This is a genomic window from Marinobacter sp. EN3 (genome assembly GCF_000475315.1).
Classification (GTDB): domain Bacteria; phylum Pseudomonadota; class Gammaproteobacteria; order Pseudomonadales; family Oleiphilaceae; genus Marinobacter; species Marinobacter nauticus.
Window position 1 is genome coordinate 25,520 of sequence record NZ_AXCC01000014.1, and the last position, 21,232, is coordinate 46,751.

The 21,232-nt window shown below is 57.5% G+C and carries 20 protein-coding genes; 10 read left to right on the forward strand and 10 right to left on the reverse strand.

Annotated features, from left to right (window positions below; translation table 11 throughout):
- Positions 1 to 45 precede the first annotated feature (45 nt).
- Entirely contained in the window at positions 46 to 765 is a 720-nt protein-coding gene (locus tag Q675_RS24700; protein WP_023010848.1) for a tellurite resistance TerB family protein, read from the forward strand.
- 45 nt (positions 766 to 810) lie between these two features.
- Here the strand turns inward: Q675_RS24700 and Q675_RS24705 are convergent, their stop codons facing one another.
- Entirely contained in the window at positions 811 to 1,149 is a 339-nt protein-coding gene (locus tag Q675_RS24705) for a zinc ribbon domain-containing protein YjdM (RefSeq protein ID WP_023010849.1), read from the reverse strand.
- A gap of 40 nt (positions 1,150 to 1,189) precedes the next feature.
- On the reverse strand, positions 1,190 to 1,756 hold the full coding sequence (locus Q675_RS24710; RefSeq protein WP_031211153.1) for a histidine phosphatase family protein: 567 nt from the start codon (positions 1,754 to 1,756) through the stop codon (positions 1,190 to 1,192).
- Between the two features lie 298 nt (positions 1,757 to 2,054).
- On the opposite strand from Q675_RS24710, the gene Q675_RS24715 reads away from it, so the two are divergent.
- The 6 genes from Q675_RS24715 (at position 2,055) to Q675_RS24740 (ending at position 8,918) form a co-directional block, all read left to right on the forward strand.
- Positions 2,055 to 2,507: a YaiI/YqxD family protein gene (locus tag Q675_RS24715; protein ID WP_023010852.1), complete on the forward strand. Its 453-nt coding sequence runs from the start codon at positions 2,055 to 2,057 to the stop codon at positions 2,505 to 2,507.
- Between the two features lie 79 nt (positions 2,508 to 2,586).
- The gene (locus tag Q675_RS24720; RefSeq protein WP_023010853.1) at positions 2,587 to 4,374 is read left to right on the forward strand and encodes an ABC transporter ATP-binding protein; all 1,788 of its coding nucleotides are present in this window, start codon (positions 2,587 to 2,589) and stop codon (positions 4,372 to 4,374) included.
- Between the two features lie 83 nt (positions 4,375 to 4,457).
- Entirely contained in the window at positions 4,458 to 5,231 is a 774-nt protein-coding gene (locus Q675_RS24725; RefSeq protein WP_023010854.1) for an ABC transporter ATP-binding protein, read from the forward strand.
- Positions 5,221 to 6,150 carry an iron-siderophore ABC transporter substrate-binding protein gene (locus Q675_RS24730; RefSeq protein ID WP_023010855.1) on the forward strand — a complete coding sequence of 310 codons (930 nt, stop codon included), beginning with the start codon at positions 5,221 to 5,223 and terminating at the stop codon, positions 6,148 to 6,150. Before Q675_RS24725 ends, Q675_RS24730 begins: the two co-directional genes overlap by 11 nt.
- The gene (gene fhuB, locus Q675_RS24735) at positions 6,137 to 8,170 is read left to right on the forward strand and encodes a Fe(3+)-hydroxamate ABC transporter permease FhuB (RefSeq protein ID WP_023010856.1); all 2,034 of its coding nucleotides are present in this window, start codon (positions 6,137 to 6,139) and stop codon (positions 8,168 to 8,170) included. Before Q675_RS24730 ends, fhuB begins: the two co-directional genes overlap by 14 nt.
- Positions 8,157 to 8,918, forward strand: a complete 762-nt coding sequence (locus Q675_RS24740) for a (2Fe-2S)-binding protein (protein WP_023010857.1) — start codon at positions 8,157 to 8,159, stop codon at positions 8,916 to 8,918. The genes fhuB and Q675_RS24740 overlap by 14 nt, the downstream gene beginning before the upstream one ends.
- 178 nt (positions 8,919 to 9,096) lie before the next feature.
- Here Q675_RS24740 and Q675_RS24745 read toward each other — a convergent pair whose 3' ends face one another.
- A complete protein-coding gene (locus Q675_RS24745; RefSeq protein WP_023010859.1) occupies positions 9,097 to 11,274 on the reverse strand; it encodes a TonB-dependent siderophore receptor in 2,178 nt (725 codons plus the stop codon).
- A gap of 213 nt (positions 11,275 to 11,487) precedes the next feature.
- On the opposite strand from Q675_RS24745, the gene Q675_RS24750 reads away from it, so the two are divergent.
- The gene (locus tag Q675_RS24750) at positions 11,488 to 12,615 is read left to right on the forward strand and encodes a PQQ-dependent sugar dehydrogenase (RefSeq protein ID WP_023010860.1); all 1,128 of its coding nucleotides are present in this window, start codon (positions 11,488 to 11,490) and stop codon (positions 12,613 to 12,615) included.
- A gap of 3 nt (positions 12,616 to 12,618) precedes the next feature.
- Here the strand turns inward: Q675_RS24750 and Q675_RS24755 are convergent, their stop codons facing one another.
- Both Q675_RS24755 and Q675_RS24760 read right to left on the reverse strand, forming a co-directional pair.
- Positions 12,619 to 13,032: a GFA family protein gene (locus tag Q675_RS24755; RefSeq protein WP_023010861.1), complete on the reverse strand. Its 414-nt coding sequence runs from the start codon at positions 13,030 to 13,032 to the stop codon at positions 12,619 to 12,621.
- An 86-nt stretch (positions 13,033 to 13,118) separates the two neighbouring features.
- Entirely contained in the window at positions 13,119 to 13,886 is a 768-nt protein-coding gene (locus Q675_RS24760) for a glutathione S-transferase N-terminal domain-containing protein (RefSeq protein WP_031211155.1), read from the reverse strand.
- A 249-nt stretch (positions 13,887 to 14,135) separates the two neighbouring features.
- On the opposite strand from Q675_RS24760, the gene dacB reads away from it, so the two are divergent.
- Complete coding sequence (gene dacB, locus Q675_RS24765) at positions 14,136 to 15,701, forward strand: D-alanyl-D-alanine carboxypeptidase/D-alanyl-D-alanine-endopeptidase (protein WP_031211157.1); 1,566 nt, start codon at positions 14,136 to 14,138, stop codon at positions 15,699 to 15,701.
- A gap of 49 nt (positions 15,702 to 15,750) precedes the next feature.
- On the opposite strand, the gene Q675_RS24770 is transcribed toward dacB, so the two are convergent.
- Both Q675_RS24770 and Q675_RS24775 read right to left on the reverse strand, forming a co-directional pair.
- A complete protein-coding gene (locus tag Q675_RS24770) occupies positions 15,751 to 17,145 on the reverse strand; it encodes a DUF4397 domain-containing protein (protein ID WP_023010864.1) in 1,395 nt (464 codons plus the stop codon).
- Between the two features lie 179 nt (positions 17,146 to 17,324).
- Complete coding sequence (locus Q675_RS24775; RefSeq protein ID WP_023010865.1) at positions 17,325 to 17,585, reverse strand: DUF2798 domain-containing protein; 261 nt, start codon at positions 17,583 to 17,585, stop codon at positions 17,325 to 17,327.
- A gap of 154 nt (positions 17,586 to 17,739) precedes the next feature.
- Between Q675_RS24775 and Q675_RS24780 the strand changes: the two genes are divergently transcribed.
- Entirely contained in the window at positions 17,740 to 18,606 is an 867-nt protein-coding gene (locus Q675_RS24780) for a DUF6279 family lipoprotein (protein WP_023010866.1), read from the forward strand.
- A gap of 72 nt (positions 18,607 to 18,678) precedes the next feature.
- Here Q675_RS24780 and Q675_RS24785 read toward each other — a convergent pair whose 3' ends face one another.
- Genes Q675_RS24785 through Q675_RS24795 form a run of 3 tightly spaced genes read right to left on the reverse strand, consistent with a single transcriptional unit; the run spans position 18,679 to position 21,217 of the window.
- A complete protein-coding gene (locus Q675_RS24785; protein WP_014420801.1) occupies positions 18,679 to 19,449 on the reverse strand; it encodes an SDR family oxidoreductase in 771 nt (256 codons plus the stop codon).
- A gap of 14 nt (positions 19,450 to 19,463) precedes the next feature.
- The gene (locus Q675_RS24790; protein WP_023010867.1) at positions 19,464 to 20,153 is read right to left on the reverse strand and encodes a histidine phosphatase family protein; all 690 of its coding nucleotides are present in this window, start codon (positions 20,151 to 20,153) and stop codon (positions 19,464 to 19,466) included.
- A complete protein-coding gene (locus Q675_RS24795; RefSeq protein ID WP_023010868.1) occupies positions 20,153 to 21,217 on the reverse strand; it encodes a phosphotransferase family protein in 1,065 nt (354 codons plus the stop codon). Before Q675_RS24795 ends, Q675_RS24790 begins: the two co-directional genes overlap by 1 nt.
- Positions 21,218 to 21,232: the final 15 nt, after the last annotated feature.

The window sequence follows — 21,232 nt, forward strand, 5'->3', positions numbered from 1 at the left end:
TCAAAATCAAAGCCAACGGCAACCAGGCGGAAAAGGAGCCAGACAATGAATGTAATGTCCGTGCTGAACCAGATCATGAACCAGGCCCAGGGCGGTCAGTCCCGCCAGGGCAGCCAGGGTGGAATGGACGTAAACCAGATGATGGGCAACCTTGGCAGCCAACTGTCCGGAGGTAAAGGCGGCAGTGGCATTGATGTAAAAAGCCTGTTGGGTGGCGGAGCACTGGGATTGATGCTGGGCTCCAAGCGTGGCCGCAAAATGGGCGGCAAGGCACTGAAGTATGGCGCCCTGGCCGGCGTCGGCGTACTGGCATGGAAGGCCTATCAAAACTACCAGAACAACAACCAGGGCCAGGCACAGCCCGCCCCAGTGCAACAGGGCCAACCCCTTGAACAGTTGCAGGGAGCCGACCAGGAGCGTCGTGGACTGGAAATTCTCCAGGCCATGATTATGGCCGCCCGCGCCGATGGCCATATCGATGCCAACGAAAGACAGCTACTGACTCAGGAGATTGAGCGGCTGGGCCCTGACGACGAACTCCAGACATGGATCCAGCAACAGTTCGATGCGCCACTGGATGCCAGTGCTTTGGCACGCAACGCCGATTCGCCCCAGGCCGCCCGGGAAATCTACGTGGTCAGCGCCGTGATGATCGACGAACAGAACCCGATGGAGCGTGCCTGGCTGGAACAGCTGGCCGGTGCCCTGAAGATAGAACCCAATCTGGCCAGGGAACTGGAACAACAAGTGCTGGCTGCCAGCTAATCAATCACAGCAGACGGCACCGGACTCCCCGGTGCCGAATCAGCCTCAAGCCTTCTTCACAAATTCTGACTTGAGTTTCATCGCCCCCACGCCGTCGATCTTGCAATCAATGTCGTGATCGCCATCTACCAAGCGAATGCTCTTGACCTTGGTTCCCACCTTCACCACCAGACTGGAACCCTTCACCTTCAAATCCTTGATTACGGTGACGGTATCGCCATCCTGCAGCTCATTGCCATTGGCATCACGAACCACCTTGCCTGCTTCAGCCGCTGCCTGCTCGGCCTCCGTCCATTCATGGCCGCACTCCGGGCACACCAGCTGAACGCCATCTTCGTAGGTGTATTCAGAACTGCACTTGGGGCAAGGGGGCAACTGAGACATTATCATTTCCTGTTAACTGAATGAGCACAGGATTATACCACTATTGCCCCGGCGCCACCCTCGCCAGAATGTCCGGGTTCTCCGACAACGGCAACGCCAGAATCACCCCTTCATTCGAAGCCGGAAAAATGCCCGTCAACGCCGTCAAATTCACCTGGTGTGAGACCATCACCACCGGCATGCCGGGCCCAAGGGCATTCACCAAGTTGATGGTTTCACGGGTCTGTTGCGGGCCATCGCCCCGGTTGCGAAAAAATGAATTCAGAGCCGGCCACTCAGTCACTGGCCCCATATTCATTTCCTGGGCGGTCTCAAGACATCGACACCACTGGCTGGAAAACAACCTCGCCTCAGCAATTCCATGTTCTGCCAGAAACGCTTTCCACGCCCGGGCCTGCTCACGCCCCGTGTCGTTCAGGTTCCTCTGGGTACCACAATCTCCAAGAACAAACCCGGCTGGATCGCCGGTGCCTGGAGCCAGGGCATGACGCAGCATCAAGACGGCTCGCCCCTCTTTGAGGGCAGTCCATGCGGAACTGTCAGACGCAGACAATGGTGACGCAGCCAAGGTTGTCGTTATCACCAGCAAAAAAACCAGGATTTGCATGATTCATCTCCAGGTATCTCTTGCGCCTCAACAAGCGATTATTACCGCGACCAGACGGCGTGTTCAGGGATGGCTTCCAAAAAATTTCGGAGGCCATGGATGGCCGGAGAGAAGCGCTCAGGGATGAGCTCGTAGCGGTTTTTTGGAAGCCATCCCTGAACATGCCATGCACCATCGCCTCGACATCTCCCCAGCCAACCTCCAACGGCCTAATAGCCAATATGCGGAACCAAACTAACAGGCCCACCCCATGAAAGGTTAAACTGACCATCAGCCAAACCAACGAAGGAAAACCGAAATGCCAATCTGGGTCGACGCCGATGCCTGCCCCGTTCCCATCCGGGAAATTCTCTGCCGTGCCGCCACCCGCTGGCAAATCCAGACCACCTTCATCGCTAACCACGCCATCAGTCTGCCACCAAGCCCACACATCAGCCGCCGGCAAGTCCCACACGGTTTCGACGTTGCAGACAACGAAATTATGGACCAGATGAGCAAAGACGATCTGGTGATTACCCAGGACATTCCTCTGGCCGCCGAAGCCATCGAAAAAGGCGCAGACGTCTTCAACCCACGGGGGCAGGCCTTCACCAAGGAAAATATCCGCCAGCGCCTTACCATGCGTAACTTCATGGAAGAAATGCGTAACGCCGGCCAGGTAACCGGCGGGCCGGCCCCATTCAGCCAGGGAGATCGAAAAGAGTTTGCCGACCAACTGGACCGATGGCTGCAAAGAAACGCACGCAAGTGAAAATGATTCTGTTTTAATAAACAGAAGAATCCGCTACCCTTCCCGCCTCTGACAACCAGACAGCAGAAGGAAGCGGAACATGACCACACGCGCCCAGCACACCAGCAGCTTTGCCGCTCTCGGCCGCCTGCTTCGATACGCGCGTGGTTACCGGCGCCAGATCATCGCCGCCACCACCTGTTCCATCATCAACAAGCTCTTCGACATTGCTCCGGAAATACTGATCGGCGTCGCCATTGACGTGGTGGTGAACCAGGAGGAAAGCTTTGTCGCCGGCCTGGGCTTTGAAACGGCGCAGGAGCAAATCACCATCCTGGCGGTGCTCACTTTTTTTATATGGGCGGGCGAGTCACTGTTTGAGTACCTGTTTCAGATTCTCTGGCGCAACCTGGCCCAGCGACTGCAGTCCGATCTCCGACAAGATGCCTACGAACACGCCCAGCGTCTGGACATGAGCTTCTTTGAGGCCAACAGCTCCGGACAATTGGTAGCCACCATGAACGACGATGTAAACCAGCTGGAGCGTTTCCTGGATGGCGGCGCCAATGCCATGATTCAGGTGGCGGTTACTGTAGTGGCTGTGGGTGCCGTATTCTTTGTGCTGTCGCCACTGATTGCCCTGTTGGCGTTCACACCGATTCCCCTGATCATCTGGGGTGCCTTCTATTTCCAGAGCAAAGCCGGCCCGCTGTACGCAGACGTAAGGGAGAAAGTAGGCGACCTGTCCAGCCGCCTGGCCAACAATCTGGGAGGCATCGCCACAATCAAGAGCTTCACCGCCGAACAGCGGGAAGCCAAACGCCTGAAGGACGCGAGCGAAGCTTATGTTGATGCTAACCGCCGCGCCATTCGTATCAGCTCCGCATTCATTCCGGTCATTCGAATGGCCATTCTGGCCGGCTTCCTGGCCACCTTTACCGTTGGCGGTATGATGGCGCTGGAAGGCAGCCTGAACGTGGGCGCTTACGGGGTGCTGGTGTTCCTCACCCAGCGACTGCTCTGGCCCCTGACCGGGCTGGCGGAAGTGATTGATCTGTTTGAACGGGCCATGGCCAGTACCCGACGGATTCTCGATCTGCTCGCCGAACCGGTAAACGTCCGGGATGAAGCCGGCAAGTCCCTGGAACAACCCGTTCGCGGAAAGGTTTCATTCAACCAGGTGAGCTTCCGTTACGCTGGCAGTGGCGCGGGTATACAGGACATTACCCTGAACGTTCCGGCAGGCAATACCCTGGCATTGGTGGGCGCAACCGGCTCCGGCAAGTCCACATTGATCAAGCTGTTATTGCGGTTCTACGACCCCGCCCATGGAGACATCCGGATTGACGGCCAGCCCATTCGTGGGGTGAGCCTGAAGTCCCTGCGCGACGCCATTGGCCTGGTCAGCCAGGATGTCTATCTGTTTGAAGGCAGCATCCGTGACAACCTCGCCTACGGCAAACCGGAAGCAAGCGAAGAAGAGATCATGGAGGCCGCTCGGACTGCCGAGGCCTGGTCCTTCATTGAGGGACTACCGCAAGGTCTGGACACCCCCGTCGGTGAGCGGGGCATTCGCCTCTCGGGCGGCCAGCGTCAAAGGCTGTCTCTGGCCCGGGCGCTGCTGAAGAATCCGCCCATCCTGGTGCTGGACGAAGCAACCAGTGCCGTGGATAACGAAACCGAAGCCGCCATCCAGCGCTCACTCAAGCGCATTGGCCATAACCGAACCGTCATCATGATTGCCCACCGGCTTTCCACCATTGTGGATGCGGACACCATTGCCGTGGTCGAGAATGGCCGGATTGTTGAGGAAGGCGATCACGACAGCCTGATACGCAATAACGGCGCCTACGCCGCGCAGTGGCGCGTGCAAACAGGTCAGGCGTAAGAAGGTAATGCTGTTTACCACTTATTATTGATAGGTATTCGCATTTAGATTATCCTGCCAGCCACAGAAACAGGGGAATCTGAATGTCCGCGTTTTTTGATGTCCGCGATCTCGCCGTCCACATTGGTAGCACGGCTATTCTTCATAACATTAACCTGGCCTTTAACGAAGGCCAGGTGACCGCCCTGCTTGGCCACAATGGCTCGGGCAAATCCACTTTACTGAAAACACTGGCCAGGCAGGTTCCAGCCAGTGCCGGTGAGGTCCGGCTTGAAGGTGAAGCTGCCAAAAGCCTGGGCGCCCGTGCTTTTGCCCGGATTGTCGGCTACTTGCCCCAGCACCCGCCGGGCACCGATGGCCTGACCGTCCGGGAATTGATCGCACTGGGCCGTTACCCCTGGCGAGGCCCGCTTGGCCGCTACAGCGACGAGGATTACGCGCTGATTGATCAGGCTATCGCAGACACCGACCTCAAACCTTTTGAACACCGCTCTGTCGACACCCTCTCTGGTGGCGAGCGCCAACGCGCCTGGATTGCCATGTTGCTGGCACAGCAAACACGCTGCCTGCTGCTGGACGAACCCATCTCCGCCCTGGATGTGAAGCACCAGGTGGAAACGCTGCGTCTGGTGCAGCGCCTTGCCAGCCAGCGCGAACTGACCGTGATTGTGGTACTGCACGATGTCGATCTGGCCTCCCGCTTCTGCGACCGATTAGTGGCTTTGAAAGCGGGCCAGGTGGTGGCCGATGGCACTCCGGCGGAGATCATGGACAGCCAGATTCTGGAATCCATCTACAGCGTCCCCATGGGCGTGATGGAGCGGGCGCCGGGGCAATGGGTTTCCTATGTCCATTAATCCAAAAGCCATCATGCTTGGCGCTCTGCTCCTGTTATTGCCAATTGCAGGAATGGCCCAGACCTGGCAACACGAAGGCGGCACGCTAACCCTCGACGCCCCCCCTGAACGCATTGTCGCGCTGAACTGGGCGGCCACCGAGACGCTGTTATTGCTGGGTATCACCCCCGTTGGCGTGGCTGACAAAGCCGGCTACCACACCTGGGTTCAGGAGCCAGAACTGCCTGACGGTGTTGCCAATGTCGGCACCCGGGTCGCTCCCAGCCTGGAGGCGATTGCAGAACTGAAACCCGATCTGATCGTCACCAGCACCGAAATGGCTCCCGCGGCCGAACTACTGGAAAGGATCGCACCCACCTACGTGATCAGCGTGTACAAACAAGGTGGTCGACCGTTCGACAAGGCCAGGGAAATGCTGACAACCCTGGGCGAAATCACCGGCCGAAAAGATCGCGCCGAGGCGGTAATGGCGGATATCGAACAAACCCTGAACCAACAGCGGAAACGGCTGGAGCAAGCCGGCATCACCGACAAGCCGGTAGCCCTGGTGAACTTTCTGGATGACCGCCATGTACGCATCTATGCCCCCAACGGTCTGTTCCAGACTGCCCTGGAAAACCTTGGGCTTACCAATGCCTGGTCAGATCCAGGCAACTACTGGGGGTTTTCAGCCATAGGCCTTGAATCTGTGGCAGATGCACGAAACAGCCGCATCGTGGTGATAGAGCCACTGGTTCCGGGCCTGGCTGACAGTTTGGCTAACAGTCCCTTCTGGACCTACCTGCCACCGGTACAGAACGACGAGATCTACCGGATTCCCGCTGCCTGGCCTTTTGGTGGGGTTTATCCGGTGAAGCGCCTGGCCATTGCCCTGACCAACGCTCTGATGGAAGGGGGCAGTGACAATGTCCGCCGTTGAATCCGCTCTGCACACCGTCAGTCGCCCGAAGATTCCCGCCAGGCTTCCGATTGCGGTCGCGCTACTCTGGCTTACCGCTTTCAGCGCCAGCGCCTTACCCTGGTTCGACCAACTGCACTTTTCACAGCTTCTCGCCGCTTTCTGGACCTTTGATGGCAATCAGTACGCCTCCGTTCTGGCGCACTTCAGCTGGGCACCGAGGGTCTCCATCGCGATACTGATTGGCTGCGCACTGGGATTGGCAGGAGCTGTTACCCAGCAGGTACTTGGCAACCCATTGGCCTCACCCACTACCCTCGGGGTCGAAGCCGGAGGACAATTCGGTGTTACCTTTGCCACCCTGTTTGCACCTGGTTTGCTGGCTTTCAGCCCTGATCTTGCCGCAGTAGCCGGTGGCTTGCTCGCCATCGGCCTGGTAATAGTGCTCACCTGGCGGCTTGGCTTCTCGCCTGTAACCGTGATTCTGGCCGGGCTGGTTGTCACCTTCTTTCTGGGCGCCATTAACATGGCATTCCTGCTGCTGAAAGGTGAATGGCTCGGCAACCTGTTTATCTGGGGCGCGGGATCTCTGGTGCAGAACAACTGGGCCCCCTTCTTTGACCTGCTCCCCCGGGTACTGGTTATTGCTGCTGTGATGGTGGCCCTGATGCGCCCGCTACAGCTGCTTCAGCTTGGTCAGGCATCGGCAAACTCACTGGGGGCGAAAGTCTCGCTGCTTCGTGCTGTTGCGCTGTTTCTGGTGGTGATCATGAGCTCGGTGGTGGTCAGCCGGGTGGGTGTGGTGGCCTTTGTGGGGCTAGCGGCACCGGTACTGGCGCGGCTGCTGGGTGCCAGGAGCCTGACTGAACGGTTGCTTTGGAGCACTCTGGCCGGCGGAGGCCTGCTATTGCTGGCTGATACTCTCGCGCAATGGGCCACCACCTGGGATGGCGGCTCGCTGGTGCCTACCGGCACCACCACGGCATTGATTGGCGGGCCTATCATTCTGCTTGCACTTCAAGGCTTCCGTAACACGCACCATATGCCCGGTCAGGACAGCAGCCCCGCGGGGTTTCTGCCCCGCCGACGACATCCCGCAATGGTCGCCGCAGCCCTGTGCTCGTTGCTGGCGCTGACCATCATTCTTTCTATGGGCTGGTCTCCGGGCCTTGAAGGCTGGAACTGGACCCCGGTGGCACAGTGGACAGACGCGTGGGTATGGCGAGGCCCGAGATTAATGGCCGCCATCCTCGCCGGCATGGCACTGGGCATGGCCGGCACCCTGATTCAGAGGATGACTGGAAACCCCATGGGCAGCCCGGAACTGTTGGGCATCAGCGGCGGCGCGGCGTTAGTGATGGTGATTCTGGTTCTGACCGGACTCGAGATTGGCCGCCTTGGCCAACTGGCGGCAGCCACGGCGGGTGCCGCCGGCGCCCTGGGGCTGTTACTGCTGCTGGCCCGCAAGCACCACTTCGCAGGCAATCAACTGTTGCTTGGCGGCCTGGCGCTGTACGTATTCATGGATGCCGGTCTGAGGCTGGTAATGGCCTCTGGCGGCACCGTTGCCTCTCGCCTGCTGAACTGGATGTACGGTTCAACCTGGCTGATCTCGGAATCTGAAGCCTTCGGTTTACTGGCACTGGTGGTCAGCCTCGGTGCTTTGCTGTTGCTTGCCCTGCGACCGCTTACGCTGTTGCCGCTGGGTGAAACATCGGCTTCGTCCCTCGGCCTGAGCGTACCGCGGGCACGGCTTCTGCTATTGGTGCTGGCTGCCGTGCTTACAGCAGCGTCGACTGTGGTCATCGGTCCATTAAGCTTCGTCGGGTTGATCGCCCCGCACCTGGCCCGGGTACTGGGACAGCAGACCGTGGGCCGGCAAATGCTGGTCGCGGCCGTGGCCGGCGGGCTACTGCTCTCCTTGGCAGACTATCTGGCCCGAGTTCTGGTGTATCCCAATCAGCTACCCGCCGGGCTGCTGGCAGCCCTGGTCGGCGGTTTGTACTTCCTTTGGGGGTTGAGCCGTCATGGTCGCGCTTGAGGAAGCGACGCAGTGGCCGGCGGATTATCACCAACTGCTGGCCCGCCACGGCCTTGATGGTACCGCACTGCTGGACAACGCGCTGACACCCGCCAACCGCGAACAACCCCCGTTATTTTCCCTTGCCCAGCTACTGGCAAATCCAGACCTTCTGCAACGACAGGTACGCGAGGATTATCCGGATGCTGATCATCCGAGGCTCCGCAAGGCGCGGCTTTCTGTCCTGCATCAGAGCCTGGCACTTCAGATTATCGGACCATTGGTGATCCGGCTGTTCAGGGATGGCAGCAGTGCTGCGCTCGATCCCCGGCGGGTTTTCCTGTGCCCGACAACATCAACACCAGCGGACCCGTCTCGCTGGCAATATGCGGCCAGTAAACAGGAGATCCTGGAGCCTGAGGCGTTCATAAGAATTCTCAGTGAACAGATGCAAGACTGGTACGGTGTGTTCCGGCAGCATTTCGGGGTTAGTCCGGGTGCCTACTGGAGCAGTGTCGGGCTGGCGTTGGGTGCGCCCTATTCGGTGGTGTGGAACCGGGTTAATCCGGCAGAGTTGTGTAAACAGGCCGATAGCTGGCTGGCGCAGTTCAAATGCGAGGCCAACCGATACATTGACTGGATTCCGGCAGAATTCGGCCAACAGTGGTGTGCCATCCCTCAGCGCAAAGGGTGCTGCCTCAAATATTTATTGCCCGGAGGCGGCTATTGCGGAACGTGTGGGATCTATCGGAAAGAGCGGATCAGCTAGCTCCGACCATCGAAACCAGTATCACTCCCAACGCAATCAATCCTATGACGGCACCTGAACCTGCCGCCAGCTTCAATCCATCGAGTATTTCCTGTTCCGGATTCATGCTCACTCTCCTTGAGGCTTGATCAACAAAAACCGGGGCAGCCAGCGCAGCGCCGACTGCCCCACCCTGTGATTAATACACCCAGGAAACGGTCAGGCTGGCATTGGCCGGCTCACCGTAGAAACCCTGGGCCGAGGCACCAAATTTCTTCAGGCTCTCGATGTACTTCTCGTCGGTAACGTTGTTTACGTTCAGGGTTGCATTCCAGTGTCGGGCGAAATCATAGCTTGCCATCAGATCCAGCACCGCATAGCTGTCCTGCTCTGTGACGATGGTCTCACCGGCATTCGGGCCGGTAGTAGCAACACCCTGTTCCTGGGTAATCTCAGACTGCCAGCGTACCTTGCCACCAAGCTTCAACCCTTCGACCCCAGGCACCTTCCAGGTAGCGCGCAACTGGGCTAGATGCTCTGGCACGAAGGACTTGGCCCCTTTACCATCCTTGTCCTCAATATCCACATAGGTATAACCGGCGAAGAGCTGGATTCGGTCGGTGAGATCACCCACTATTTCGGCCTCCACACCCTGGCTGGTCAACCCATCCACAGCGGTGTAATAAGAATCATTGGTTCCGGAGAACACTCCTTCTGCCTCGGCTACGTTCTTCTGCTCAGTCTGGAACAAAGCAATAGTGGTGTTCACACGGTCGTTCTGAAACTCACTTTTCAGGCCCAGCTCATAGTTGACCCCGTCAATAGGATCCAGTCGATCACGATTGATGTCCACCTCAGTCTGGGGAGTGAAAATCTCGGTATAGCTGGCGTAGACCGAATGATCGTCATTGATGTCGTAGATCAGACCTGCATAGGGTGTTTTCACGGCATCGTAGCTGCTTTCCTTGGTCGCTCCGTAGCTTTCGCCCTTGTTATCCAGCCAGGTCAGACGGAGCCCTGTAATGGCGGTGAGTTGATCGGTCAGCGACCAACGAGCGGCAGCATAGGTGGACGTTTCGCGGTCGGTCCAGTCAGAGCCGCCGACACCATTATCAAAAGCAGGCTTGGGGTAGTTCCCATCCCACTCATTGAGCGGTGGTAAGGGATTCCCGATGCCGCGGCCATAGCGAGACTCGTCCACCGTCTCTGAGCGAGACCAGGATGCCCCCAAAACCAGTTCATGGGTTCGATCAGCCAGTTGGAACGGGCCGGTAGCGTATGCATCCACGACCCACTGCTCTACATCCAGGTCGTACTGACTGGGGTAGGCTTTAAGTCCCTCACCCGTTTGGCGATCCGGAGTACCATACTGATAAAAGAGTTCGGACTCACTTTCATTCTCCAGCCGGAATACCGTGCCCGTGGCTCTCCAGCCACCAGCAAGCTCCTGACGCAATTCAACAAAGCTGTTGTGCTGGGTGTTGTCCCAGTAGGACCAGTCTGAAGCCGTGCTGGTTGAACGCGCAAAATCCGTCGCTGAGCCATCGGAGTAGAACAAAGGCAGCGCACCCCACAACGGACTGTCCGTATCAGACGTCTGAACGGCGTGGCCAAGCGTCAGCAACGTGGTATCGGTCAGGTCTGCTTCCAGCACCCCGTAGAACATCTGCTTTTCGTTGTTATACCGGTCCAGGTAGGAGCCTTTGTCCTCATAACCTGCAACCACACGGCCGCGCACCGCCCCGGATTCAGACACGGCACCGGAAACATCACCGACAATCCGTTTTTTGTCCCAGGAACCACCAGTCACCGCAACAGAGGCATTGGTGTCAGCGGTTGGGCGCTTGCGGATAAAGTTGACTGTCGCGGCCGGGCTGCCGGAACCGGTCATCAAACCGTTGGCGCCCCGAACCACCTCCACGCGATCAAAGAAGGCGGTGTCCAGCTCACCCTGAACGTTGTCATATACCGCCGGCATGCCAACACCGTCGTACTGGAAGTTGTTGATATCGAAACCACGTGAGGTGTAATACGAGCGGTCTGTTTCCACCGACTCTACGGTGACACCGGTGGTGCCTTCCAGAACATCGTTGATGTCGTTCTGGGCGAAATCGTCCATCTGTTCGCGGGTAATGACTGTGACGGCCTGGGGGACCTCCCGGTGTGACAGCTCCATCTTCATGGAGGTTGTGCTGGCTCCGCTGATGTAACTCTCCGTCGTTTCCGAGGCCACCTGGCCACGGGTTGCGGTAACATCCAGGGCTTCCAATGCCTTCGGTTCGCTGCCCTGCGCTGCTGCCAGTCCTGGCAGAGTCGCACACATCATGGCAGTGATCAGGGTTTTTCTTCTAAATCGGGGCTCCGGATTCAGAGACATCTAACGGCTCCTTGGTTGATTAAGACCACGTCATTTTTAAACCCCACTATGTTAATGCGAATGGTTTAGATTTGAAACACCAAATGTAAATGATCCGAAATTATCGCGAAACTCTATATCTCCAAAGGCTCGCATCGGCCGCAATACCACGACCTGCTATGGTTATTGCAGGTGCTGAAGATCTCTAAGAACAACAGAGAGGCGGAGACGGATATGTTCAAGCGCAAATTCTGGAAGTGGCCTCTGGCCAGCCTACTGGTCTCGGCAGCCCTGGTCACACAGGCAAACCAGACCTTTCAATCCGAAAAGGCAGACTTTCATCTGGAAACCGTAGCCGCGGGGCTGGAACACCCCTGGGCCATCGCTTTCCTGCCCGACGGATCTGCACTGATTACCGAAAGGGAGGGCCGTTTACGAATTCTGGAAGATGGGCAACTTCGACGTGAACCAGTCAAAGGCCTGCCGGAGCTAGTCGTTTCGGGCCAGGGTGGCCTGCTGGATGTACTGCTGCATCCGGATTTCGAGAGTAACCGCGTTTTGTTTCTCAGCTACGCTCACCGCAATCGAGACGGCATGACCACTCGGGTTGCCCGGGCGACTCTGGCTGACGACTCACTGCAAGAGGTAGAGGTAATCTTCGAGGCGCTCCCCCGCTCCAACAATGGCCGGCACTTCGCGGGCCGGATGGAGTTTGATCGCGACGGCAATCTCTACATCTCAGTCGGTGACCGGGGTGAAATGGATCGTGCCCAGGATACCGCGGACGATGCCGGCGGCGTTCACAGAATCACCATCAACGGCGAGCCGGCAGAGGGCAACCCCTTTGCCGATCGGAGCGGCTTCAAGCCGTCCTTCTTCACCTATGGCAACCGCAACATTCAGGGCATGACCCGGCACCCACAAACCGGTGAGATATGGAGCCATGAGCATGGCCCCCGGGGTGGCGATGAGATCAACATCCTTCGCGCGGGAAATAACTATGGGTGGCCCAAGGTCACCTACGGTATTGACTACTCGGGCCTTCCGATCTCCAGCCGCACCACAATGGAAGGCATCACGGAACCGCTGCATTACTGGGACCCGTCCATTGCGCCCTCTGGTATGGCGTTCTATACCGGAGAGCTGTTCCCGCAGTGGCAGGGCGATCTGTTTGTCGGCGCCCTGAAGCTTCAGAAACTGGTGCGCTTGTCCCTGGACGGAGAAAAAGTCATCGAGGAGGAAGATCTGCTCACCGACCTGGGTGAACGTATCCGCGATGTGCGTATGGGGCCAGACGGCGCACTCTGGCTGCTGACCGACTCCGATAACGGCAAGGTATACCGGATAGTGCCGGCGGATTGAGGCTCAGTGCGGGTCGTTGGTTCTTTCGGTTTTTTCGAACTGCGGAAGGTTGTCGGTGATCTCGAACCAGTCGGATTTCGACCCCACATAAACGTGCTGGGCCGCCTGTTTTCCCAGCGGCTCATTGATCACGCCAATTCGCAGCCGGAGGATGCCCGGAATAGCGTCGACCCGGCTGTAAAGAGGGCCTCCACAACGGCTACAGAAGGCCCGGTATTTGCCGGGCCGGGATTCAAATTCGGTGATCCGATCCTCACCGGCCGTAAACCGGAACCGGACAGCCTGAACCGGCGCACTGGCTGAAAAGGCACTGCCATGATTGCGACGGCACTGGCTGCAATGGCACAGCGCTATAGGCCCAATCGGGCCATCGTATTCAAACTGGATATCACCACAAAGGCACTGGCCGGTATACATAACACTCCTGGCTCCGCGAAGGCTCACTGTTCGCGCAGATGATACCGGCTGGCAGCCGGATTAGCAGCCCCGGTTCCGCAAACTCGTTACCCGTAGTTTTTTTCCAGATAAGCAAGAATGCGAGCCGATTCAAACAACCCCTCCCCGCTATTGGGATCTTCCAGATAGGGCACCTGCACCCGGCCATGTTGCTGGAAAAACGCGTCCCGCTTGCCGCCAGGAATGGGCCGATACGGACCGGGTTTGATGCGCTGTCGGGCAGGTCCGACTTCGGTCCAGTGTTCCTTGCCCAGATTATGCAAGGTGTACGGAATCTCGTTTTCGCAGAGTCGTTCCCGAATCAGGCGCGAGAAAGGGCTGCCTTCGAAACTCCACAAGTGAAGCCCCTGCTCAGGGCGCCGGGCTGGCCGCGCACGCATCCCGCGAAGCTCACTGGCCCCGGAGCCTGCAGCGCCGAGTGCCGGTTGCCAGGGACGGCCCTGGTAGTAGCGAGGCACGGAACGATGCGCATACTGGCGGAACAGATACTCGATAATCGCCTCGGATTCATACAGCACTTCGCCGGTGTTCTGGTCATGCAGCAGGGGAAACTGCTGCTTGCCCCCCAGGGTCTCGGCTTCCGGGCGGAATACCCGACCACCCTTCGGGCAGGGTCGAATCTCAACGTCCAGATGCAATGCCGTCAGCACCTCACGAACACGTCGGCAGTATGGACAGGCTTCAATGTCATAGAGAACCAGCGGCTTCTCAGGTTGCGGAACAGCCTTGATAACCAGGCATCCGCGCCAGGCTGCAAAAGAGGAAGTGGCCACCGATTCCAGCACATTCACCTGATGTCTCAGAGTTTTTAACATGGTAGTTCCCTTGTTTTCGTCATTTTCTGCATTGTCCCACAGGAGAATCTGTGCCCATTGGCCCGCAGGCCCCTGTGCCGGCGTCATACTAACTCACTGATTCTTCAGGCCACTTACTCGATGTCACAAAAACTCAATATAAACAAAGACTCTACTGCCATTTTTTAACGTCATGTATAGCTTTTCTGCATAGTACATACGCACAGAATGGGCTATTGTACAAAGAGAACACAACAACGGGTTCCGGTCATGAATACTCAGGGGTTGCAGGCAGGCAAAGGTCTTGCCACAGGCAGATTTGCGTCAGGAGCAGTGGCGCTGGCCATCGTGTTGGCCAGCGCCCCGCTCGGCCAGGCTCTCGCTCAAGAGCAGACCTCTGCGGAGGAGGCTTTTGCCAGCTCCCGTCACTGGGCCAGCCAGATCCGAAGTTACGCCAGCAAATCCCTGAACAGTGATGAAGCCCTGAGTGTTGCCGCCATTCCCCTGAACGGCCCTGGCATTGAGCAGTATGTAAACGCTGACACACTGATGAGCCCGGGCTCCATCATGAAGCTGGTAACCACCTATGCCGCCCTGGAACTCCTGGGCCCTACCCACCACTGGAAGACCGATTTCCTTACAGACGGCATGATGGTGGGCGACAGCCTGAAAGGAAATCTCTACGTACGCTTCGGCGGCGACCCCAAACTGACCCTGGAACGGCTCTGGAGCACCCTGCGTGAACTCAAGAGCATGGGCATCAACCGTATTGAAGGCGACCTGGTCCTGGATGGCAGCTATTTCCGGGTCGACGGCGGCTTCCCTGCGTTCGAGGATAACGGCGACAACCCCCACGCGCCCTTTCTGGTGGAACCCTCCGGCTACCTGACCAACCTGAATCTGCTGCATTTTCAGGTGCGCGCCGATGAGCGTGGTACACAGGCCTGGACAACCCCGGATCTGGGCGAAGTCTCCATTGATAACCGGGTAACCGCATTACCGGAAGGTCCCTGCCCTGCCCGCAGCCGGTTTGATTGGGAACCGGTATTTCATGAAAACCATCAAGTAACGGTTCGGGTAACCGGACAGTTACCGCAAGGCTGCCGCAGCACCACCTATCTGTCTCTGCTGCCGCAGGAACGGTACTCTGCTTCCGTGATTCGTTCTGTGCTATCGGAAATGGGCATTATTGTCAGTGGTGGCGACCGCTTTGAGGGCACACCGGAAGACGCACGGCTGATCATGCGCACCACCTCACCTGATCTGGTTTCCATGGTGCGAGACATCAACAAATGGAGCAGCAACGTCATGGCCCGCCAGATGCTGCTGACCATTGGCGCCGAGTTCCGCAAGGAAGATGACAAAGACGACCGGGTAGCCGGTATCCGCACAGTGTACGAATGGCTGGAGAATATGGGCATCAACACCGCAGGCATGGTTATTGACAATGGCGCCGGGCTCACCCGCCATGGTCGCATCACGGCCCGGCAAGGCGCCCAGATACTGCAACAGGCCTGGGACAGCCCCTACGCCTCTGACCTGATGGCCTCAATGCCCATTATCGCCATGGACGGAACCATGGCGCGCCGACTTCGCAACACCGGTATGGATGGCGAAGGCCGAATCAAAACCGGTTATCTGGAGAATGTTCGCTCAATCGCGGGGTTCACCCGGGACGATAACAACACCACCTGGGCCATTGTCGGTATGGTGAACAACGATCCGGCCTGGAACGGTCAGGCGGTTCTGGATCGGGTTCTCTACTCTCTGCATTTCCGGCCGCCGGTGGGAACCACGCTTTCCCAGTCTGATATGACAACGTCCACCATTCAGTAACAAAAAAGCCCCGGCAAACCGGGGCTCTTCATGTTTCAGTGTCTCAATCTCAGGTTTGCGGTACCACGAAGTCATCTAGCAGGGTCAGACTGGCAGTGTTTTCAGTATCCTCCGGCGCCAGGCGTGCAACAGCCGTGTATACCTTTGCGCTTTCCAAGGAGATAGTGCCTGTTCGGAGCAGCGTTGTAGAGCCATCGCTGGTGGTTATAAACACAACGTAGTCGCCTTCCGGCACGCTCAGGTAGCCAGAAGACTCACCGTACTCGAAATCGTTCAGAACCGGGGTAGCATTACCGGGATTCGCTCCGGCATTTGCAGCAGGTACCAGGAAAACATCCACAAGCTGAGCCTCTACAGCACCGTGAATGACCCGCAAACGGGCTTCGGTTGCAATTCGACGGTTATCATCTGAGAACACCAGAGCATCAAGGCCATCCGCCAACACGCCCGCTGCAATCACGGTTTTGATGTCACCATTTGCAAGCGGCAAAGTTGCATCGATTGCTATAGGTGTAGTGGCCCCGGTGGGCGTAATGGCAATTCGGGTATCCCCCACATTGCGGGCGACGTAATTGCCGAGGGTCGCAGATAGCGGGGCTGTCTCAGTAAAAGCGACGTTGCCCGCCGCCGGGGTACCATCAGGATCTTCGTTAAGATAAATATCAACCGCGGGAGTGGGAGGAGCGGAGTTGTGAACCGCGCGAATACCCGCACCAGCATTTACATCCAGTATTTCCGAGGTCTCACTGCCATTGACTACCAACAAGCTCACCGGCGAGTTACCGAACACCGTATTGTCAACAGCGGCAATCAACAGGTCCGAAGAGGCAGACAGGGCAACAGGACCACTGTCATAGACAACAGTTCGATCACCAGCAGGCGTAACGCGGATCTGGTAAGTTCCTGCATCCAGCTCCAATGGACCCACTGATTCACCGAAGGAAAAACTGAAGGTCGGATCTGCGGGTAGGTCAACACCATTGGCTGAGACGTAAACAGACACCTCTGAGGCAGCGTCCTGGGCGGCTGGTGATAAATGCGCAACCCGCAAACGGGCGGAATTCTCACTCTCGCGCTCGCCATCATCAGTGAGAACCAGAGGCTGGATGGCGCCAACCTTCCCGGTCGCGATAATGTCGTAGCTTGTATCATCATCAAAACGCGTACTACCCACTTCGATCACCGTCAACGTGTCCCCAGTGGGGAGCAGGGCATCAACATCAACAGAGTAGTTGCCTCGGTTCGGAGTCAAAACCGCGGCCTGCTTGAAGTCAGCTCCACGCACTCTGGTGGTACCGTTGAAGCTGACGTTGACCGACGGCGCATCGGATACTGCATGAATAACGCGAATGCTGGTGTCTGGTGTACTGCTCGAACCATCAAAACAACCCGCCAGCATAAGGCTGCTGGCGACCAGAACGGGTAAAGCCACTGTGCTTTTCATTGTTTCTGTTCCTCACATGCTTAAAGGTTATATACCGGTTAAAGTGGTTCGAACCTGCACTGATTCAGTCCCTGACCAGTGTCGAAAGCAAATTACGGTGAGGCGAGAAAAATGGATTTACAGTTTTTTACATTTAAGCGAACAATTGTGAGGTGAACAGCATCGGTATGGTGATTTCATCAATCCGGCCGGCGTTCTTTGGAAAACAACCGGGCCATGGTCCAGTCCGCCATTTTGCCCGCCATTGGCGCGATAAAGCTGACCAAAGGGAAAGCCACCGCCCAGGCAACAGCAAAAGCTGCGCCCCAGCGATGGAAAAACCCCTCGGTCAGGCCGGTGTTGATCAGAGTAATAATCCCGGACATCAACAGCGACATGATGCCGGACATATAAAAGGCAAAAACGAACTGGCGCACACGCGTTTGCTTGTAACTGGACATGCTTTCCTTCCCGGTTTTGATGTTTGGAGCAGTACCGAATCCAATCAGGCGCCCGCAGCGTAGGAAAAAAGACACTGCTGCCGATCATAAGTTGCAACATCTTAGTGAGCATGCAACGTTTTTCCATACGGCTTTTTACCAAGGAGCACAGGTAATGGATGACTCAACGCCCGGAATAATCCGCGCCCGCTGGATCGTAGGGCTGGTTTTGCTGATGTTTCTGGCGGGCTGCAGTCAGACGCGCCTCGCCTACCGCTACGCCGACTGGGGCGTTGTCTGGTGGGTGGAGGATTACATTAGCCTGACCAGTGAGCAGGAAGCGCAACTGAATCAGGATCTGGAAGCGCTCAGACAATGGCATTGCTCGGCCGAGTTGCCCCGCTACCAGCAATGGCTGTCAGTTCTCAAATCAGATCTGGCGGAAGGGCCGCCCAGCGAGGCCACGGTTCTGTTCCACCAGGAACAACTCATGGACTTCTTACCCGAATTGTTGGAACGGGCCACTCCGGTAGCCGTCAATCTGCTGTCTTCTCTATCGGATGAGCAGGTAGCGCAACTAGCCGACAACATGGCGGAGAAGCAGCAGGAGCTGGAGCTGGAAATGCTGGAGGGATCACCCGCTCAAACCGCACAGGCACGTTCTGAACGGACTATTGAGCGTATTGAACGATGGCTTGGCGAACTGAATCAGCAACAGCGGGCCATCGTCGAAAGCTGGTCAGCGGATCGTGGCCGGCAAACGGAAATCTGGTTAACAGGGCGGAGAAACTGGCAATTGGCATTGCTCGACACACTGGAGAGACGACGCCAGTCCGGCTTCGCTGAACAGGTGAACGAGTTGCTGGTTCACTCAGAGCGCGCCAGAGGAGCGGAATACCAGGCCATGCTGGCCGAAAGCCGGGTGGCGATGGCCGGCTTGATGCACGATCTTCTGCAGGCTGGAGATACCCGGCATCAGGATCACCTGCTGGCCAGGGCCAGTGAGCTGAAAGGAGATTTTGCAGCGCTGACCTGCAGCTAAACACGGATCGCGATACCAAAAAAGGGCCGGATGAACCCGTATCATCCGGCCCTTTTTGCGTCTCGATCTGTGTCAGACCGTCAGGTAACCACCATCCGCATTAATGCAGGCTCCTGTGGTATAGCTGGAAGCGTCAGACACCAGGTACAGCACAGTACCCGCCATTTCATCGGGATCCGCCACACGCTTCATCGGGATGTGGGCCATGGCCTGCTTCTTGATGGCCTCATTGGTGGTCAGGGCGCTGGCAAATTTGGTATCGGTCAGGCCCGGCAACAAGGCATTTACCCGCACATTCTGCTGGCCCAGCTCCATGGCGAAAGATTTGGTCATGGAAATCACTGCTGCCTTGGTCACCGAATAGATGCCCTGGAAGTGGCCGGGATTTACGCCGTTAACCGAGGCCACGTTCACAATGGAACCACCACCGTTCTTTTTCATCAGCTGAGCGCCACGGGCGCACATGAAGAAGTAACCACGGATGTTCACATCTACGGTTTTGTGGAAAGCACCCAGGTCGGTGTCTTCCACCGGACCGAAGTATGGGTTGGCGGCTGCGTTGTTCACCAGGATATCCAGTTTGCCGTGCGCTTTGGCGATGTGCTCCCACACCGCTTCAATCTGGTCCATCTCGCCAATGTGGCAGGCGAAGGCTTCGGCGCTGCCGCCGTCTTCACGGATGCTACTGGCCACGGCCTCACAACCGTCAATCTTGCGGCTACTGACAATCACGTGAGCACCGTAATGAGCCAGCGTACGGGCGATGCTCTCGCCGATACCGCGGCTGGCGCCGGTTACCAGGGCGACTTTGCCAGTCAGGTCGAACAGGTTTTTGTTGCTCATGGAATTCCCTCAGCTTATCGGAATGTCACCAGGGCGGGGTCTTCCGCTTCCAGGTGGCTATAGTTGTTGAATACGGCCAGGCTGCGCCGGGGGCCGGAATACAGAATGCGGGACACGCTGGTGTTGGCAATCACATTGTTCATCTCCAGCGCCTTGCGGTCTGACAGTTCAAGCAGGCGCTGGGCAATGACCGCAATGGGGCCGCCAGAGGTGGACACAATCACATCGGCACCATCGGCCAGTTCAATCAGCTGATCCAGTGCATGGCCAACCCGCTGCCGGAATCCGTTCCAGGTTTCGCTGTATTCCTGGTCGAACTCGCCACTCACCCAGCGGGTCACCGCCTTCTCGAAAGCCTGCTGGAAGGCTCTTGCAGGTTTGGGAAAGCTGGCGAGGTCTCGCGCCATTACCTGTTTATCCGCCCATTCCGGGCGCAGGCGCTCCACCACTTCCAGATGATCAAACTCGTTCAGGCCTTCCAGCACCTGCATATCCGGCAGGCTGACACCGTAACCGGTAGTGATCGCCTCCACAGTTTCCCGATGGCGCTGCAGGTTACCGCCAAAAATAGCACCCGGCTCCACCTTGCCCGCCAGCCAGCGGCCCAGAATCCTGCCCTGCTCCCAGCCTCGCGGCGAGAGCTGGTCGTAGTTTTCCTTGCCGAAACTGGCCTGACCGTGGCGCACCAGATAAATCGTGGCCATTACAGGGTGCTCTCGCTAATCAGGCGCTGGCACCGTTTCTCCAGATAGTTGGCGGCGTGGCCAAAGGCGGCGAAGCGCTTGTCTTTGGTCTGGCCGTGATAAAAGCGGTAGTAGATTTGCTGGATGATCACCGCCAGGCGGAACAGTCCGTAAATTTCATAAAAGTCGAACTTTTCCGCCCGGAAGCCGGATTTCTCCATGTAGTAGTCCACCACTTCTTTACGAGTCAGCATGCCCGGCCGGTGCGTGGGCTGGCGCCGCAGCATCTGAAACGGGCCTTCGTCGTCGGCTTCGATCCAATAGGCCAGACTGTTGCCCAGGTCCATCAGCGGATCACCAATGGTGGCCATTTCCCAGTCCAGCACGCCAATCACTTCAAACGGGTTGTCCGGGTTCAGCACCACATTGTCGAAACGGTAGTCGTTGTGAATAACCACCTGAGCGATGTCATCCGGCATCTTATCGTTCAGCCAGGCCATGACTTCTTCGAAGTCACCGACATCGTCGGTACGGGCCTTGCGGAAGCGGTCGCTCCAGCCACCAATCTGCCGCTGAACGTAACCCGAGCCCTTGCCCAGCTTATCCAGACCAGCGGCCTTGGCGTCCACTGTATGCAGATCCACCAGCTTGTCGATCACGTTCAGGCACAGTTTGCGAGTGTCTTCGGCGCTCAATTCCAAATCCTTCGGGAAATCCTGGCGCAGAATGATGCCCTTGAGCCTCTCCATCACGTAGAAGTCGCAACCCAGTACGCTGTGATCGTCGCAAATCGCAACAATGTTGGGCACATAGGGATAGGCTGGCTTCAATGCCTCCATCACCCGCGCTTCCCGCAGCATGTCGTGGGCGGACTTGGCGATCTTGCCGAACGGCGGCCGGCGCAGCACGTAGGACTGGTCGCCATAATCCACCTGATAGGTCAGGTTGGACGCACCACCGGGGTACTGCTTGATGCTCGGCTGGCCTTCCAGGCCCGAAATGGCCTGCTTCATGAACTGGTCGACGGCGCTGATATCCAGCTCTTCGCCTTCCCGGATGTCTACGGCCTGGTCGATCTGTGTCATTCAATCTCTCCTGTG